This window comes from Mycobacterium rhizamassiliense (genome assembly GCF_900157375.1).
GTDB lineage: Bacteria > Actinomycetota > Actinomycetes > Mycobacteriales > Mycobacteriaceae > Mycobacterium > Mycobacterium rhizamassiliense.
Genome location: NZ_LT721901.1, coordinates 5,848,685 through 5,864,033, shown reverse-complemented (window position 1 = coordinate 5,864,033; position 15,349 = coordinate 5,848,685). Strand labels below are relative to the sequence as shown.

13 protein-coding genes, 2 tRNA genes and 1 pseudogene are annotated in these 15,349 nt (G+C 68.9%); 10 read left to right on the top strand and 6 right to left on the bottom strand.

Going from position 1 to position 15,349, the window contains the following annotated elements:
* The first annotated feature begins 124 nt into the window (after window positions 1–124).
* From MRAB57_RS27625 to MRAB57_RS27610, 4 genes are read left to right on the top strand one after another with little or no spacing between them, the layout of a single operon-like run.
* Window positions 125–1,987, top strand: coding sequence for an acetolactate synthase large subunit (locus MRAB57_RS27625; RefSeq protein ID WP_077090170.1), 1,863 nt, complete (start codon window positions 125–127; stop codon window positions 1,985–1,987).
* Window positions 1,984–2,499 (top strand): acetolactate synthase small subunit, encoded by a 516-nt coding sequence (gene ilvN, locus MRAB57_RS27620; protein WP_173813977.1) that lies wholly within the window; start codon window positions 1,984–1,986, stop codon window positions 2,497–2,499. The genes MRAB57_RS27625 and ilvN overlap by 4 nt, the downstream gene beginning before the upstream one ends.
* Window positions 2,500–2,532: 33 nt before the next feature.
* A complete protein-coding gene (gene ilvC, locus MRAB57_RS27615) occupies window positions 2,533–3,534 on the top strand; it encodes a ketol-acid reductoisomerase (RefSeq protein WP_108638017.1) in 1,002 nt (333 codons plus the stop codon).
* A gap of 31 nt (window positions 3,535–3,565) precedes the next feature.
* Complete coding sequence (locus MRAB57_RS27610; RefSeq protein ID WP_077090168.1) at window positions 3,566–3,919, top strand: nuclear transport factor 2 family protein; 354 nt, start codon at window positions 3,566–3,568, stop codon at window positions 3,917–3,919.
* On the opposite strand, the gene wrbA is transcribed toward MRAB57_RS27610, so the two are convergent.
* Together wrbA and MRAB57_RS27600 are read right to left on the bottom strand one after the other, a co-directional pair.
* Window positions 3,920–4,519 carry an NAD(P)H:quinone oxidoreductase gene (wrbA, locus tag MRAB57_RS27605; protein ID WP_077090167.1) on the bottom strand — a complete coding sequence of 200 codons (600 nt, stop codon included), beginning with the start codon at window positions 4,517–4,519 and terminating at the stop codon, window positions 3,920–3,922.
* Window positions 4,516–5,979, bottom strand: coding sequence for a phytoene desaturase family protein (locus MRAB57_RS27600; protein WP_077090166.1), 1,464 nt, complete (start codon window positions 5,977–5,979; stop codon window positions 4,516–4,518). Before MRAB57_RS27600 ends, wrbA begins: the two co-directional genes overlap by 4 nt.
* A 29-nt stretch (window positions 5,980–6,008) precedes the next feature.
* Between MRAB57_RS27600 and serA the strand changes: the two genes are divergently transcribed.
* Both serA and MRAB57_RS27590 read left to right on the top strand, forming a co-directional pair.
* The gene (gene serA, locus MRAB57_RS27595) at window positions 6,009–7,595 is read left to right on the top strand and encodes a phosphoglycerate dehydrogenase (RefSeq protein ID WP_077090165.1); all 1,587 of its coding nucleotides are present in this window, start codon (window positions 6,009–6,011) and stop codon (window positions 7,593–7,595) included.
* Window positions 7,592–8,602, top strand: coding sequence for a 3-isopropylmalate dehydrogenase (locus tag MRAB57_RS27590; protein ID WP_077090164.1), 1,011 nt, complete (start codon window positions 7,592–7,594; stop codon window positions 8,600–8,602). Before serA ends, MRAB57_RS27590 begins: the two co-directional genes overlap by 4 nt.
* A 181-nt stretch (window positions 8,603–8,783) precedes the next feature.
* Here the strand turns inward: MRAB57_RS27590 and MRAB57_RS27585 are convergent.
* Together MRAB57_RS27585 and MRAB57_RS27580 are read right to left on the bottom strand one after the other, a co-directional pair.
* Window positions 8,784–9,749: pseudogene (locus MRAB57_RS27585) on the bottom strand (MFS transporter); the annotation flags it as partial.
* 114 nt (window positions 9,750–9,863) lie between these two features.
* Window positions 9,864–11,087: an MFS transporter gene (locus tag MRAB57_RS27580; protein WP_077090162.1), complete on the bottom strand. Its 1,224-nt coding sequence runs from the start codon at window positions 11,085–11,087 to the stop codon at window positions 9,864–9,866.
* 217 nt (window positions 11,088–11,304) lie between these two features.
* Here MRAB57_RS27580 and MRAB57_RS27575 point away from each other — a divergent pair, with 217 nt between their 5' ends.
* The 4 genes from MRAB57_RS27575 (at window position 11,305) to MRAB57_RS27560 (ending at window position 13,899) form a co-directional block, all read left to right on the top strand.
* The gene (locus tag MRAB57_RS27575; RefSeq protein ID WP_077090161.1) at window positions 11,305–12,105 is read left to right on the top strand and encodes a fumarylacetoacetate hydrolase family protein; all 801 of its coding nucleotides are present in this window, start codon (window positions 11,305–11,307) and stop codon (window positions 12,103–12,105) included.
* Complete coding sequence (gene gltX / locus MRAB57_RS27570; RefSeq protein WP_077090160.1) at window positions 12,102–13,565, top strand: glutamate--tRNA ligase; 1,464 nt, start codon at window positions 12,102–12,104, stop codon at window positions 13,563–13,565. The genes MRAB57_RS27575 and gltX overlap by 4 nt, the downstream gene beginning before the upstream one ends.
* Before the next feature lie 105 nt (window positions 13,566–13,670).
* Window positions 13,671–13,742 (top strand) — tRNA-Gln (locus MRAB57_RS27565).
* A gap of 84 nt (window positions 13,743–13,826) precedes the next feature.
* Window positions 13,827–13,899: transfer RNA gene (locus MRAB57_RS27560), tRNA-Glu, on the top strand.
* Between the two features lie 7 nt (window positions 13,900–13,906).
* Here the strand turns inward: MRAB57_RS27560 and MRAB57_RS27555 are convergent.
* Complete coding sequence (locus MRAB57_RS27555) at window positions 13,907–14,419, bottom strand: pyridoxamine 5'-phosphate oxidase family protein (RefSeq protein WP_077090159.1); 513 nt, start codon at window positions 14,417–14,419, stop codon at window positions 13,907–13,909.
* Window positions 14,420–14,640: 221 nt separating this feature from the next.
* The gene (locus MRAB57_RS27550) at window positions 14,641–15,342 is read right to left on the bottom strand and encodes an IclR family transcriptional regulator (RefSeq protein WP_077090158.1); all 702 of its coding nucleotides are present in this window, start codon (window positions 15,340–15,342) and stop codon (window positions 14,641–14,643) included.
* Between the last annotated feature and the right edge of the window lie 7 nt (window positions 15,343–15,349).

The following is a 15,349-nucleotide window of genomic DNA, read 5'->3' as shown; positions in this document are numbered from 1 at the left end:
TTTCAGCATTTGAAGCGGCCCAGCACCAGCGCGCAACCCTCGTACAGCGGATGAGCTGACGGGGGTTTTTTCTTGCGTAGCAGCCAAACCTCCACAGCGATCAGGACAAGAGGACGAAAACACCGTGAGCGCACCCACCAGGCCAGATGTCGGGGCGGCGAAAGTCGCGACGGACGCGGCGAGCGCCGTCGCGTCCACTTCGTCGGGCCACCCGAAACGTATTGGACCCGAACAACTTACCGGCGCGCAGTCGGTGATCCGGTCGCTGGAGGAACTCGACGTAGAGGTCATCTTCGGGATTCCCGGCGGCGCGGTGCTGCCGGTCTATGACCCGCTGTTCGACTCGAAGAAGCTGCGCCACGTGCTGGTCCGCCACGAGCAGGGCGGTGGGCACGCCGCCAGCGGTTACGCGCACGCGACCGGCAAGGTCGGGGTCTGCATGGCGACGTCGGGTCCCGGCGCCACCAACCTGGTGACCCCGCTGGCCGACGCGCAGATGGACTCGATACCCGTGGTCGCGATCACCGGGCAGGTCGGTCGCGCGCTGATCGGGACCGACGCCTTCCAGGAGGCGGACATCTCGGGCATCACGATGCCGATCACCAAGCACAACTTCCTGGTCCGCTCCGGCGACGAGATCCCCAAGGTGCTGGCCGAGGCGTTCCACATCGCGTCGTCGGGCCGCCCCGGCGCCGTGCTCGTCGACATCCCCAAGGACGTGCTGCAGGGACCGTGCACCTTCAGCTGGCCGCCGCGGATGGAGCTGCCCGGCTACAAGCCGAACACCAAGCCGCACAGCCGGCAGATCCGCGAGGCCGCCAAGCTGATCGCGCAGTCGCACAAGCCGGTGCTGTACGTCGGCGGCGGCGTCATCCGGGGCGAGGCCAGCGAGCAGCTGGCCGAGCTGGCCGAGCTGACCGGCATTCCGGTGGTGACCACGCTGATGGCGCGCGGCGCCTTCCCGGACAGCCACCCGCAGAACCTGGGCATGCCCGGCATGCACGGCACGGTGGCCGCGGTGGCGGCGCTGCAGCGCAGCGACCTGCTGATCGCGCTGGGCACCCGCTTCGACGACCGGGTCACCGGGCAGCTGGATTCCTTTGCGCCCGAGGCCAAGGTCATCCACGCCGACATCGACCCGGCCGAGATCGGCAAGAACCGGCATGCCGACGTGCCGATCGTCGGCGACGTCAAGGCCGTCATCACCGACCTGATCGCGATGCTGCGGCAGAAGGGAACGGGCGCGGCCGAAAAGCCGGACATGGCTGCGTGGTGGAACTACCTGAACGAGGTGCAGTCCACCTACCCGCTGAGCTACGGCCCGCAGAGCGACGGCAGCCTGAGCCCGGAGTACGTGATCGAGCAACTGGGCAAGCTCGCCGGGCCCGACGCGGTCTACGTCGCCGGCGTGGGGCAGCACCAGATGTGGGCCGCGCAGTTCATCTCCTACGAGAAGCCGCGCACCTGGCTCAACTCCGGCGGGCTGGGCACCATGGGCTTCGCCATCCCGGCGGCCATGGGCGCCAAGATCGCCCGGCCGGACGCGGAGGTCTGGGCGATCGACGGCGACGGCTGCTTCCAGATGACCAACCAGGAGTTGGCCACCTGCGCCATCGAGGGCGTGCCGATCAAGGTGGCGCTGATCAACAACGGCAACCTGGGCATGGTGCGGCAGTGGCAGACCCTCTTCTACGAGGAGCGGTACTCGCAGACCGATCTGGCCACCCACTCGCACCGCATCCCCGACTTCGTCAAGCTCGCCGAGGCGCTGGGTTGCGTCGGGATCCGTTGCGAGCGTGCCGAAGACGTCGTCGACGCGATCAAGGCGGCCCGCGAGATCAACGACCGTCCGGTGGTGATCGACTTCATCGTCGGCGCGGACGCGCAGGTGTGGCCGATGGTGGCCGCGGGCACCAGCAATGACGAGATCCAGGCCGCGAAGGGCATCCGTCCGCTCTTCGACGACGAGAGCGAGGGGCACGCGTGACAACGGGATCGCCCAAGTCGCACACGCTTTCGGTGCTCGTCGAAGACGTGCCCGGTGCGCTCGCCCGGGTGGCGGCGCTGTTCTCGCGCCGCGGCTTCAACATCGAGTCGCTGGCCGTGGGCGCCACCGAGCAGAAAGACATGTCGCGGATGACGATCGTGGTCTCCGCCGAGGAGACGCCGCTCGAACAGGTCACCAAGCAGCTCAACAAGCTGGTCAATGTCATCAAGATCATCGAGCAGAACGACGACAACGCGGTGTCGCGCGAGCTGGCGCTGATCAAGGTGGGCGCCGACGCCGGCACCCGCAGCCAGGTGATCGAGGCAGTAAACCTGTTCCGCGCCAAGGTGGTTGACGTTTCACCCGAGGCGCTGACCATCGAGGCCACCGGCGACCGCGGCAAGATCGAAGCCTTTCTGCGGGTGCTGGAACCGTTCGGCATTCGCGAGATCGTTCAATCGGGAATGGTTGCGCTTTCCCGCGGTTCGCGCAGTATCGGGACCGCTAAGTAGCTGACAAGGAGAAAATCAACAGTGGCATTAGAAATGTTCTACGACGACGACGCGGACCTGAGCATCATCCAGGGGCGCAAGGTCGGTGTTATCGGATACGGCAGCCAGGGCCACGCGCACTCGCTGAGCCTGCGCGACTCGGGCGTGCAGGTGAAGGTCGGCCTGAAGCAGGGCTCGAAGTCGCGGCCCAAGGTCGAAGAGCAGGGGCTGGACGTAGACACCCCCGCCGAGGTCGCCAAGTGGGCCGACGTCATCATGCTGCTGGCGCCCGACACCGCCCAGGCCGACATCTTCAAAAACGACATCGAGCCGAACCTGAAGTCAGGCGACGCCTTGTTTTTCGGCCACGGCCTCAACATCCACTTCGACCTGATCAAGCCGCCCGGTGACGTGACGGTCGCGATGGTCGCCCCGAAGGGTCCCGGCCACCTGGTGCGTCGCCAGTTCGTCGACGGCAAGGGCGTGCCCGCGCTGATCGCGGTCGACCAGGACCCGACCGGCAACGGCGAGGCGCTGGCGCTGTCCTACGCCAAGGCCATCGGCGGCACCCGGGCCGGCGTCATCAAGACCACCTTCAAGGACGAGACCGAAACCGACCTGTTCGGTGAGCAGGCCGTATTGTGCGGTGGCACAGAGGAATTGGTGAAGACCGGTTTCGACGTGATGGTCGAGGCGGGCTACCCGCCGGAGATGGCGTACTTCGAGGTGCTGCACGAGCTCAAGCTGATCGTCGACCTGATGTACGAGGGCGGCATCGCCCGGATGAACTACTCGGTGTCCGACACCGCGGAGTTCGGCGGCTACCTGTCGGGCCCCCGGGTCATTGACGCCGACACCAAGGACCGGATGCGCGCCATCCTGCGCGACATCCAGAACGGCGACTTCACCAAGAAGCTGGTCGCCAACGTCGAGGGCGGCAACAAGCAACTCGAGGGGCTGCGCAAGGAAAACGCCGAGCACCCCATCGAGGTCGTCGGCAAGCGGCTGCGCGACCTGATGAGCTGGGTCGACCGGCCCATCACCGAAACGGCCTAGTTTCCGTCTGCTGCCTGCTGGAGGTGCCCAGGTGAACCTCGATCCGGTCGCCTTCGGCAAGCAGTGGGTCGACGCGTGGAACGCTCACGACGTCGAGGCGGTCCTCGCGCATTTTCACGACGACGTGGTGTTCACCTCACCGGTGGCCGCCCGGATGGTGCCGGAGACCGGCGGCGTCGTTCGCGGCAAGTCCGAGCTGCGACGCTACTGGGCGCTGGCGTTGCAGCGAATTCCTCACCTGCGGTTCAGCATTGAGGACGTCTACCTGGGCATCGACACCATCGTCATCGCCTACCGAAACCAGGACGGTGGCCTGGTGAGTGAAGTGCTCCGGTTCAGTGGCGACCTGGTGATCGAAGGCCACGGAACGTATTTGGCGCGATAGCTACTTCGTCAGGCGATCAGCCACCGACACCACCCGGCGGGCCATGTGTTCCAGGGCGGTGTCGGTGGCTTCGTCGATTTCGTCGATGTTGTCGTGGGTGGTCACCAGGCTCACCCCGTAGGGGTTGCCGTCGACGAACTTGCACGGATCGGTGTAGCCCGGCGGCACGAGGATCCCGCCGAAGTGGATCAACGTGAAATACAGCGAGACCAGCGTCGTCTCCTGGCCACCGTGCAGGGTGTTCGACGACGTGAAGGCCGCGTACACCTTGTCGGCGAGCTTGCCTTGCGCCCACAACCCGCCGAGGGAATCCAGGAAGGTGCGCAATTGCGCCGCCGGCGAACCGAATCGGGTCGGCGAGCCGAAGATCACCGCGTCCGCCCACACGATGTCGTCGCCGGTGGCCGCCGGAAGATCCTTGGTGGCTTCGTAATTCGCCGTCCACGCCGGGTTCTGCGCGAACGACTCCGGGTCGTGCGTTTCGGCGACGTGGCGCACCCGGACTTCGGCGCCCGCGGCCTCCGCGGCCACGGCGACGCGGTTCGCCATCGTGGTGCCGTGCCCGGTGGCCGAGTAGTAGATGATCGCGAGTTTGGTCACGCAGTCAGCTTAGGCCCGGAATCGGGTCCCAAAAAGGGCAGCGCGGCGATGCCGAATTCCCGGCGCAGCAGGCTGCGCGCGGCGTAGTAGCCGGCCATGCCGTGCACTCCGCCGCCGGGTGGTGTCGCCGCCGAACACAGATACGCCTTGGGAATCGGGGTGTGCCACGGGTCCAGGCGCGGCGTGGGTCCGGCGAGCGCACGCCACGCGTTGTTGCCGCCCACGCCGATATCGCCGCCCACGTAGTTCGCGTTGTGGTCGGCCATCCGGGCGGCGGGCACCGCGCGGGCGGCCACCACGATGTCGCGGAAACCGGGCGCAAACTTCTCGACGACCCCGGTCACCGCCTCGGTCGCATCGAGGGTGGAACCCGACGGCACATGTGCATACGTCCAGAACGGCCGCCGGCCGGCGGCGTCGATGCGCTTGGCATCGGCCAGGTGTGGCAGCGCAGCCAGCACCATCGGCCATTGCGCGTGGCGCCCGGCCGCGATCTCGGCCTCGGCGTGCGCCATCTGCTCGCGGCTGCCGCCCAGGTGCAGCGTCGGTGCCTGCCCCAGCCGCGCATCCGACCACGGGATGTCCTCGCTGAGCACGAAGTCGACCTTCGCTACGCCGGGCCCAAAGTGATAGCGGCGCAACGCCTTAGCGTAGCGGCCCGGCAACGCGTCGCCGTATATTCCCAACAGCGCCGTCGGCGCGGTGTCGTACACGACGACCGAGCCCGGCGGCCCAGGGGGAGAGGTGATTTCGACGCCCGCCGTCAGCTCACCGCCATGCGCGCGCAGGTCCGCGATCAGCGCATCGGTGATCGCCTGGCTGCCGCCCACCGGAATCGGCCAGCCCACCGAATGTGCCAGGGTGGCCAGCATCAGCCCGGCGGCCGAAGACGTCAGCGACGGCATCGGCGAAAGCACATGGGCGGCAACGCCGCTGAACAATGCGCGGGCGTCGCGGCCCGCCAACGAACCCCAGGCCGGGGTGCCCTGGGCCAGCATTCGCACGCCCAGGCGCAGCGCCGACGGCAGCGAGCCGGGCACCGAGCGCTTGTCGCCGAGCAGCAGGTCCACCACCTCGCGCCAGTCTTCTACCAGCGGGTGAAGCAGGCGCCGCCAGGACGCGCCGTCGGTCAGCTCGGCGCAGGTGCGCTCCAGATCGTGGTAGGCGATCACCGCGGGCCTGCCCTGCAGCGGGTTGCCGTAGGCGATCTCCGGGACCGCGAGCCGCACGCCGCGCGCGGGCAGATCGAACTTCGCGAAGAACGGCGACGCCAGCGCCAGCGGGTGCACCGCCGAGCAGATGTCGTGTTCGACTCCGGAGAATTCTGGGTCGGCCGCGGTGCGCGCACCCCCGCCGAAGGTCGGCTGGGCCTCCACGACCTGCACTTTGAGCCCAGCCCGGGCACAAATCACGGCCGCGGTGAGCCCATTGGGTCCGCTGCCGACGACGGTGACGTCCACGCCTTTATTACAGCCGATACGCTGGCGGCGTGAACTTGCCTGTTGTGTTAATCGCCGACAAACTCGCTCAATCGACCGTCGCCGCCCTGGGTGACCAGGTGGAGGTGCGCTGGGTAGACGGTCCGGACCGGGAGAAGCTGCTGGCCGCGGTGCCCGAGGCCGACGCGCTGCTGGTCCGCTCGGCCACCACCGTCGACGCCGAGGTGCTGTCCGCCGCCCCCAAGCTGAAGATCGTCGCCCGCGCCGGCGTCGGGCTGGACAACGTCGACGTGGACGCCGCCACCGAACGCGGCGTGCTGGTGGTCAACGCGCCGACGTCGAACATCCACAGCGCCGCCGAGCACGCGCTGGCGCTGCTGCTGTCGGCGGCCCGGCAGGTGCCCGCCGCCGACGCCACCCTGCGCGAACACACTTGGAAGCGCTCGAAGTTCTCGGGCACCGAGATCTTCGGCAAGACGGTCGGCGTCGTGGGCCTGGGCCGCATCGGTCAGCTGGTCGCCCAGCGCATCGAGGCCTTCGGCACGCACATCGTCGCCTACGACCCGTATGTGTCGCCGGCCCGCGCCGCACAGCTCGGCATCGAGCTGCTGCCGCTGGACGAGCTGCTGGCCCGCGCCGACTTCATCTCGGTGCACCTGCCGAAGACGCCCGAGACGGCGGGGCTGATCGACAAGGAGGCGCTGGCCAAGACCAAGCCGGGTGTCATCATCGTCAACGCCGCCCGCGGTGGTCTGGTGGACGAGGCGGCGCTGGCCGAGGCGGTCACCAGCGGGCACGTCGCGGCGGCCGGCCTCGACGTGTTCTCCAGCGAACCCTGCACCGACAGCCCGCTTTTCGAGCTGCCGCAGGTGGTGGTGACCCCGCACCTGGGCGCATCCACCGCCGAGGCGCAGGATCGGGCCGGCACCGACGTGGCCGAGAGCGTGCGGCTGGCGCTGGCGGGGGAGTTCGTGCCCGACGCGGTCAACGTCGGCGGCGGCGTGGTCAACGAAGAGGTGGCGCCCTGGCTGGACCTGGCGCGCAAGCTCGGCCTGCTGGCCGCCGCCCTCTCCGACGGCGCGCCGACCTCGCTGTCGGTCACGGTGCGCGGCGAGCTGGCCTCCGAAGATGTTGAGGTGCTGAAGCTTTCGGCCCTGCGCGGCCTGTTCTCGGCGGTCATCGAGGACCCGGTCACGTTCGTCAACGCCCCGGCGCTGGCGGCCGAGCGCGGCGTCACCGCCGAAATCACCACGGCCACCGAAAGTCCCAACCACCGCAGCCTGCTGGACGTGCGGTTGGCCGGCCACGACGGTTCGCGCGTCAACGTCGCGGGCACCCTGTCGGGCCCGCAGCTGGTCGAGAAGATCGTGCAAGTCAACGGCCGCAACTTCGACCTGCGCGCCCAGGGCACCAACCTGGTGATCAACTACGCCGACGCGCCGGGCGCGCTGGGCAAGATCGGCACCCTGCTGGGCGCGGCCGGGGTGAACATCCAGGCGGCCCAGCTTTCCGAGGACGCCGAGGGCCCCAGCGCGACGATCCTGCTGCGGCTCGACCGCGACGTGCCCGCCGATGTGCGGTCGGCGATCTCGGAGTCCGTCGGCGCCAACAAGCTCGAAGTGGTTGACCTGTCGTGAAACTCGCAGTGATCGGCGGCGACGGCATCGGGCCGGAGGTCGTCGCCCAGGGGCTCAAAGTCCTAGACGCCGTTGTGCCGAACGTGGAGAAGACGGAGTACGACCTGGGCGCCCGGCGTTACCACGCCAGTGGCGAGCTGCTGCCGGAGTCGGTGATCGACGAGCTGCGCGCGCACGACGCGATCCTGCTCGGCGCCATCGGCGACCCGTCGGTGCCCAGCGGCGTGCTGGAGCGAGGCCTGTTGCTGCGCTTGCGCTTTGAGCTCGACCACCACGTCAACCTGCGGCCGGGTCGGCTGTATCCCGGGGTGAGCAGTCCGCTGGCGAGCAACCCGGACATCGACTTCGTGGTGGTCCGCGAGGGGACCGAGGGGCCCTACACGGGCAACGGCGGCGCGATCCGCGTGGGCACGCCCAACGAGGTCGCCACCGAGGTCAGCGTCAACACCGCGTTCGGCGTGCGCCGCGTCGTCAAGGACGCATTCGAGCGGGCCCGCCAGCGCCGCAAGCATTTGACGCTGGTGCACAAGAACAACGTGCTGACCTTCGCCGGCAAGCTGTGGACGCGGGTCGTCGCCGAGGTCGGCGAGGAATACCCCGACGTCGAGGTGGCCTATCAACACGTCGACGCCGCCACCATCTTTCTGGTGACCGACCCCGGCCGCTTCGACGTGATCGTCACCGACAACCTGTTCGGCGACATCATCACCGATTTGGCCGCGGCGGTGTGTGGCGGAATTGGCTTGGCGGCCAGTGGAAATATCGATGCCACCCGCACCAATCCCTCGATGTTCGAGCCCGTGCACGGCAGCGCGCCCGACATCGCGGGTCAGAACATCGCGGACCCGACGGCGGCGATCATTTCGGTGGGACTGCTGCTGGCCCACCTTGGGAAGGGCGAGGAGGCGGCCCGGGTGGACCGGGCGGTCGAGTCGTATCTGGCGAACCGGCCCGACGGACGGCCGTCCACCACCGAAGTCGGCGATCGGATTGCCGCCGCGCTGTAGCTTCCAGGCCGGGCGGCACCAGCCCGGCGGGCACCAGCGGGATGGCCAGCAACGGGAACAGGCCGCACAGCGCCCACGCCGGGGGATACCTGGCCGCGTCGATCAGGACACCGAATAGGGGGGCGCCCGCGGCCGCCATCAGCCGCTGCGTGGTGTTCTGCACGCCCAGCGCGCGCCCGCTCCAGAACGGTCCGGCGTACTCGGTGATCGCGGTCGCCTCCAGCCCGTTGTCCAGCACCGCGATCACCGAGATCGCGATCATCAGCGGCACCTCGAGGGTCCACGTGTGGTCGTCGGCGAACGCGAGCGCGAACAGCGTCAGGGTCGCGGCGATCGCGATGAGGCGGACCGGTCGCATGCGCGAACCGACCCGGTCCGACCAACGGCCGACCGCGATGCGGCCCAGCGCGCCGAGCAGCTGCGAAAGAACGACCACGCCGCCGGCCGCTGCGACCGACCAGCCGTCGTTTCTGATCAGCCACACGAGCATGAACGTCACCGTCACCGTCTGCGGCATCATCAGCAAACCGCCCACCGCGTGAATTCGCCAGAGCGCCAACGATCCCCGATACGGGCTGGCCAGCTCCTGCTCGCTGGCCGCGGTGCGGTGCTTGCGCGGCGGGTCGACGATCCCGATCGCGCTCGCCACCGCCGCCACCGTGCACGCGAACGCAGGGAACATCAGCCCCGCGTGCAGGCCCCGCTCGGCCAGCTCGGGCATCACCAGTGCGCCCAGGGCGATGCCCAGCGGCTGCGCGGTCTGTCGGATGCCCATCGCCAGGCCGCGCTGGTGCGGCGGGAACCACGCGGACACCAGCCGCCCGCCCGCGGCGTTGCAACTCGCCGCCGCCATGCCGCCCAGGAAGAGATAGACGCCGACCAGCACCAGCGAATGCACCGATGCGGCGGCATAGGCCGCGGCGGCGGTCAGCGCCGAGCCCGCGGTCATCACGATCCGCTCGCCGACGCGGTCCAGCACGTAGCCCCAGCCGACCAGCGTGACGACCATGCCCCAGCTGGGCATCGACGACAGCAGACTGGCCTCGGTCAGCGGGATCCCGCGCTTTGCTTCGAGGGAGGGGATCAAGAAGGCGATGCCGTTAATGAATAGGAACGAACTCGCCGTCACCCACAGCGAGACGATCATGATCGACCAGCGCGCGCCGGCGCTCAGCTGCGCCGTCGCTGGCGGGTCGTTGGTCATTACCCATGCTTGCACAGCGCGTGGGTGGGCAGCGTCCATTGATCTCGCGTTGCGGCATCATGATTCGACCGCGGCGGCCTTCTCGGCGGTGGCGTCGGGCGTCGTTCGCGGCGGCGTGCCGACCGGCACGAACGGCACCGCGGCCAAGGGGAACACGGCGCAGGTCGCGAACGCGACCGGGTAACCGGCGGTGGCGATCAACGCGCCGAACGCGGGAGGGCCGAGGGCGACCATCAATCGCTCGAGGGCGTTCTGGGTGCTCAGTGCCCGTCCGCTCCAAAACGGCCCGGCCAGCTCGGGGATCGTCGTGAACGGCAGGCCGCTGTCGCCGGTGAGAGCCGCCGCGACCGTCATCGCGGGCACGGCGAGCGGCCAATCCAGGTGATCGGTGACCGCGAGCACGAGCATGACCGCGGCGGTGGCGACCGCGAGTATCCGCAGCGGCCGCATCCGCGAACCGACATGATCGGCCCACCGCCCGGCGGCGATGCGGCCCGCCGCGCCGAGCAATTGCGAGAAGCCCACCAGTGCGCCCGCCCATCCCACCGACAGGCCACGGTCCATCATGAACCAGGCGAGCATGAACGTCAGTACCACCGGCTGCGGCACCATCAGCAGCGCCGACGCGATGTGTATCCGCCAGAGCACCGCCGTTCCCCGGTAGGGGTTCGCCGACTTGCGATCGGTGGCCTCCGATTGCGCCGGACGCGGAGGATTTCTGACGCCCAGCGCGCTGACCACCGCGGCGACGGCGCACAGCACCGCGGGAAAAAGCAGGGCCGCCGAGAAGCCGCGCTTGGCCAGCTCGGGTATCACCAACGCGGCCAACCCGATTCCCAGCGGCTGCGCCGTCTGCCGGATCCCCATCGCCAGGGCGCGCCGGTGTGGTGGGAACCAGCCGATCACCAGCCGGCCGCAGGCGGTGATGCTGCTGGCCGCGGCCATGCCGCCCAGGACAAGGAATGTCGCCATCGTGAGCGTCGAATGCGCGTGTGCCGCAGCGAAACCCGCCGCCGCGGTCAGAGCCAGCCCCGCGCTGAGCACGATCCGCTCGCCGACGCGATCCAGCAGGTAGCCCCACGCGAACAGGGTCAAGACCATGCCGAGGCTCGGCAGCGACGCGAGCAGACCGCCCTCGGCCAAACTGGTGCCGTGCCGGGTGTGCAGCATCGGAATCAAAAAGGCGACGCCGTTGATGAACACGTTGGCGCATAACGTCGCGCCCAGCGAAACCGCAAGCATCGCCCAGCGACCGGCGGTACTGATCGAGCCGGTCGACACCTAGATTCAGTCCTCCCCGAGCGGCTGCCCTGGTCGCCTCCGCGTGATTACTCAGTGATTCGGAACAAACCGGTCGCCGGACGGGTCGGAGCCACAGCTTTTCGAGATGTGCACCCCGCGCGGGCTTGTACCGGGCCGGTGCTGGTCGAAACGGTGTGAGGCGGCCCGCATCGCCCGGCTGCGCCCGCGGTGATGGCCGATCACTAGGCTCACGGGAATGCGCCTCGGTCGAATAGCCAGCCCGGACGGTGTCTCCTTCGTCAGCGTCGAGGGAGACCTCGACGACCCCGGCGCGATGGTGGCCCGCGAGATCGCCGAGCACCCGTTCGGCACCCCGACCTTCACCGGTCGCTCCTGGCCGGTCCCGGATGTGCGGCTGCTGGCCCCGATGCTGGCCGGCAAGGTGGTCTGTGTCGGGAAGAACTACGCCGACCACATCGCCGAGATGAGTAAGTTCACGACGGGCCCCGCCGCCGAAGACCCCATCATCTTCCTCAAGCCCAACACCGCGATCATCGGGCCGAACGTGCCGATTCGGTTGCCCGCCAACGCATCACTCGTGCACTACGAGGGGGAGCTGGCGGCCGTGATCGGCCGCCCGTGCAAGGACGTGACGGCAGCCCAGGCCGCCGAGAACATCCTCGGCTACACCATCGCCAACGACGTGTCGGCGCGCGATCAGCAGCAGGCGGACGGCCAATGGGCCAGGGCCAAGGGGCATGACACCTTCTGCCCGGTCGGCCCGTGGGTGGTCACCGATGTCGATCCGGCCGACCTGTCGCTGCGCACCGAGGTCAACGGCGAGGTCAAGCAGGACAGCCGCACCTCGCTGATGATCCACGACGTCGGCGCCATCGTGGAATGGATCTCGGCGGTGATGACCCTGCTGCCGGGCGACCTCATCCTCACCGGGACACCGGCCGGCGTCGGCCCCATCGAGGACGGCGACACCGTCTCGGTCAGCATCGACGGAATCGGCACGCTGAGCAATCCCGTGGTCCGCAAAGGAAAGTCGTGACCGCAGGTCAGGTCCGCGTCCGCTTCTGCCCGTCGCCCACCGGCACCCCGCACGTCGGGATGGTGCGCACCGCGCTTTTCAACTGGGCCTACGCCCGGCACACCGGCGGCACCTTCGTCTTCCGCATCGAGGACACCGACGCCCAACGCGACAGCGAGGAAAGCTATCTGGCGCTGCTGGACGCGTTGCGCTGGCTCGGTCTGGATTGGGACGAGGGCCCCGAGGTCGGCGGGCCGTACGGCCCGTACCGGCAGTCGCAGCGCGGCGAGGTCTACCGCGACGTCGTCGAGCGGCTGCTGGCCGCGGGTGAGGCCTACCACGCCTTCTCGACGCCGGAGGAAGTGGAGGCCCGCCACGTGGCCGCCGGCCGCAACCCCAAGCTCGGCTACGACAACTTCGACCGTCAGCTGACCGACGAGCAGCGCGCCGCATACCTGGCCGAGGGCCGTAAGCCGGTGGTACGGCTGCGAATGCCCGGCGAGGACCTCGTCTGGGACGACCTGGTGCGCGGGACCACGACCTTCGCGGCGGCCACGGTTCCCGACTTCGCGTTGACCCGCGCGAGCGGAGAACCGTTGTACACCTTGGTGAACCCCGTCGACGACGCGCTGATGAAGATCACGCACGTGCTGCGCGGCGAGGACCTGCTGCCGTCGACGCCGCGTCAGCTCGCGCTGTACCAGGCGCTGATCCGCATCGGGGTGGCCGAGCGCGTGCCCGAATTCGCCCACCTGCCAACGGTATTGGGGGAGGGCACCAAGAAGCTTTCCAAGCGCGACCCGCAGTCGAACCTGTTCGCCCACCGCGACCGCGGTTTCATCCCCGAGGGGCTGCTGAATTATCTGGCGTTGCTCGGCTGGGCGATCGCCGACGACCACGATGTGTTCAGCCTCGCCGAAATGGTCGCGGCCTTCGACGTGGTGAACGTCAACTCCAATCCGGCCCGCTTCGACCAGAAGAAGGCCGACGCGATCAACGCCGAGCACATCCGGCTGCTCGACGTCGCCGACTTCACCGGTCGGTTGCGCGACTACTTCGGCGTGCACGGGCACGACCTCGGGCTCGACCCCGCCGGATTCGCCGTCGCCGCCGAGCTGGTGCAGACACGCATCGTCGTCCTGTCCGACGCCTGGGACCTACTGAAGTTCCTCAACGACGGCGAATACGCGATCGACCCCAAGGCCGCCGGCAAGGAGCTGGGGCCCGACGCGGGCCCGGTGCTCGACGCCGCGCTGGCGGCGCTCGACGGCATCGCCGAGTGGACGACGGCGGCCATCGAGGAGGCGCTCAAGGGCGCGCTCATCGAGGGCCTCGAGCTCAAACCGCGCAAGGCGTTCGGCCCGATCCGCGTCGCCGTCACCGGGACGACGATCAGCCCGCCGCTGTTCGAGTCGCTGGAGCTGCTTGGCCGCGACCGCAGCCTGGCGCGATTGCGGGCCGCGCGCGACGAGGTGGTCTAAACCTTTGGTAGTCTGCACTGCGGTTTGCAAAGGCTGGCAGCGGCGGTCTCGGGTGCTGGGAATGGCCCGGAGAATACGTTCTGACCAGTGGTTTTAGGCAGCCAATGGGGTATGGTGTAATTGGCAACACAGCGGTTTCTGGTACCGCCATTCTAGGTTCGAGTCCTGGTACCCCAGCAAAAAATCCGTCAGCTGCAAGCAGATGCCAAGCGATTATGCGGCCCTCGCCGCGTGAGCTATGCTGGCTGCTCGGATCGGTCTGGCCCCGTCGTCTAGCGGCCTAGGACGCCGCCCTCTCACGGCGGTAGCGTGGGTTCGAATCCCATCGGGGCTACAAAGTTTTACTGACCGGTCCCTTTCGCGGCCGGGGCGGTCGACCCGCCCACCGGCATCGGCGGCATTCCCAGCTTGCGGTGATCCCACGAACGCGCCCGGCTCGCGACGATGCGCACGCAGACCCGCTTGTTCATCATCTGCTCGACGAACGGCTTCATCTCGTCGGTGTAGGGACCGGTGTAGCGCTCCCACACGCTGACGCCGACGCGGTGCGAGACCTCGGGATCGTCGACGATCTCGGCGACGCCTTCGAAGGACACCCCGCGCAACGTGTCGTAGGTGTCGCCGTCCTCGATCAAGAACGTGACCCGCGGATCGCGGGTCAGGTTGACGGCCTTCTGCGACTTGGCTTTGGTCTCTATCCAGATTTCGCCGTCGACGACGGCGTACCACATCGCGGTCAGGTGCGGCTGGCCGTCGCGCCCGATGGTGGCCATTGTCCCGGTGCGGCTTTTGACGACGAAGTCGGCGATTTCGTCGGAAGACATGACGATGCTCGCGCGCTGGTTGGTTCCCATCGCGTCAGTGTGGCAGGTCAATTGCGATGACCGTGCACTGGTGGCGTTCAGCGTGCGGCCCGGGCGGTGACACGCCGGGGAGTCGCGCCCTGACCGCACCCTCGCCGCCGCCAACGCACGCGCGAAGCCGTGGCCGCACGCCCGAAGCGGTGGCCGCACACGCGAAGCCGTCGACGCACGCGCGAAGCCGTGGCCGCCGACGCATACGCCGCGGCAAACCATTACAGGCGCTGAGCCATTGCCTCGGCGGCCGCGAGCAGGTCGGCCGCCCAGCGCGCGCCGGGACGACGGCCGATCCGATCGACGGGCCCGGACACCGAAATGGCGGCGATCACCACACCTCGGCCGTCGCGCACCGGCGCCGACACGCTGGCCACCCCCGGCTCGCGCTCGGCCACGCTCTGCGCCCACCCGCGCCGGCGCACCTCGGTCAGCGTCCGGTCGGTGAACTTCGCGCCGGGCAGCACCGCGCGCTGAGTGGCCGCATCACTGTGGGCCAGTAGCACTTTGGCCCCCGACCCCGCCGTCATCGGGAGCCTGGCCCCGACCGGGACCGTATCGCGAAGGCCCGCAGACGGTTCCAGGGCGGCCACACAGACCCGTGACGTTCCCTCGCGGCGGTACAGCTGCACGCTTTCGCCGGTGGTCTCGCGCAGCCGGGGGAGTACAGCGGCGCCGGCCGCCAGCAACGGATCGTTGACGCGCGCGGCGAGTTCGGTGCACGCGGGGCCCAGCTGCCAGCGGCCCTCGTCGTCGCGTGCCAGCAGGCGATGGACTTCGAGCGCCGCCGCCAGCCGGTACGCGGTGGCCCGCGGAAACTCCGTCCGCTCGCACAGTTCGGCCAACCCGCAGGGCGATTCCGCGACCGTGTGCAGCACCTCCATGGCTTTGTCGAGCACGCCGATGCCGCTATGCTGTCTCATAGAGAGA

Excerpts from the sequence above, each read along its gene's own strand:
- MRAB57_RS27575 (WP_077090161.1), top strand. The coding sequence starts at position 11,305 with ATGCGCCTCGGTCGAATAGCCAGCCCGGACGGTGTCTCCTTCGTCAGC.
- MRAB57_RS27555 (WP_077090159.1), bottom strand. The coding sequence starts at position 14,419 with ATGGGAACCAACCAGCGCGCGAGCATCGTCATGTCTTCCGACGAAATC.
- ilvC (WP_108638017.1), top strand. The coding sequence starts at position 2,533 with ATGTTCTACGACGACGACGCGGACCTGAGCATCATCCAGGGGCGCAAG.
- MRAB57_RS27550 (WP_077090158.1), bottom strand. The coding sequence starts at position 15,342 with ATGAGACAGCATAGCGGCATCGGCGTGCTCGACAAAGCCATGGAGGTG.